We start from the raw sequence: 1,362 nt of genomic DNA on the forward strand, positions 1-1,362 counted from the left end.
ATTGAACCTTATTGGATTTGGAAGTTTATCGCCTCGGATGAGTATTCCGAATGGATTCATGTTTTAGGTAACACAACTATAAACCCTGGTGAAGGGTTTACTATGAAAGGAACTGCTGGAACCAGTGCTAATAACCCCGGTGACAATCAGAATTACGATTTTAGAGGCAAACCCAACACTGGCACCATTGATGTTGCTGTATTAACAAACCAATTTACACTAGTTGGTAATCCATATCCTTCGGCTATGGATGCCCATGCTTACATATGGGATACAGATAATAGAAACACAATAACAGGAACCCTACATTTTTGGGAACAAGATCCCAATGTGAATTCTCACCGACTAGTAGATTATTCCGGAGGTTATGCCACTTATACTATTGAAGAGTTTTCACCCTTCATGGAAACTTATACACCCGCAACTTTTAGCACTTATGATATAAGTGGTAATATTAATGGTGCTGGTAGCGGTAGCCCTTCTGGAAAACAACCTCAACGCTATTTACCTATTGGGCAAGGGTTTATGGTTGAGGGTAGCGCTGATGGCGTCGTTAAAGCCAAAAATGCACATCGTGCTTATGTTAAAGAAACCAATGCAGATAGTGAGTTTTTTAAAACATCAAATACTAAAACCAAAGTAGCTAAGAGTGATTTCTTTGCAACCCATAGTGATTATAAACGCTTTAGATTAAATATTGATTTTAACAATACCTATACAAGACAATTATTAGAAAACTTTCATGATAAAGCTACATTTGGTTTTGATCGTGGTTTAGAATCTAAAATACACGCTGATGATATTTTGGCTTCTGATGCTTACTTCTCTAACGATAATGCAACTTATTTAGCTGAAGCCTTACCTTTTGACCAAAATTTAAAAATACCTTTATCCATTAAGTTGGCTCAAAACATGCCGCTTAGAATTAGAATAGCGGATATTCGAAACTTTGATAGTAATCAACCTATTTATATTCATGATAAAGAAAATGATTTGTATGTGAATTTAAGAATTCAAGATTTTGATATGAATCTTGAGGCTGGTAATTACAACAACCGGTTTGAAGTCACTTTCAATAATAAAGCTTTAAGTATTGACGATAATACTTTTACTGATTTTGATATTGTTCAAAACAATACTATTGCTGAATTAAAAATTAAAAATCCTAACGCTTTAGATATAAAAACCTTTAACTTATTTGATATCTCTGGTAAGCGTATTATAAATCAGAAGATCTCTGATGTTAAAAATACTTACTCATATTCTACTAAAACTTTTAGCGATGGTGTATATATTGCTAGAATTACATTAGCTAATATGCAAGGGTTTACTAAAAAAATAATCGTTAATAATAAAAAGTAA

The 1,362-nt window shown here is 33.2% G+C and carries 1 protein-coding gene; it reads left to right on the plus strand.

The features are described from left to right. Positions 1-1,362, plus strand: a 1,362-nt coding sequence (locus tag M3P09_RS17155; RefSeq protein ID WP_249974051.1) for a T9SS type A sorting domain-containing protein, incomplete at its 5' end; no start/stop codon positions are given.

Source organism: Jejuia spongiicola, assembly GCF_023502325.1.
In the GTDB taxonomy this organism is placed as follows: Bacteria; Bacteroidota; Bacteroidia; order Flavobacteriales; family Flavobacteriaceae; genus Wocania_A; species Wocania_A spongiicola.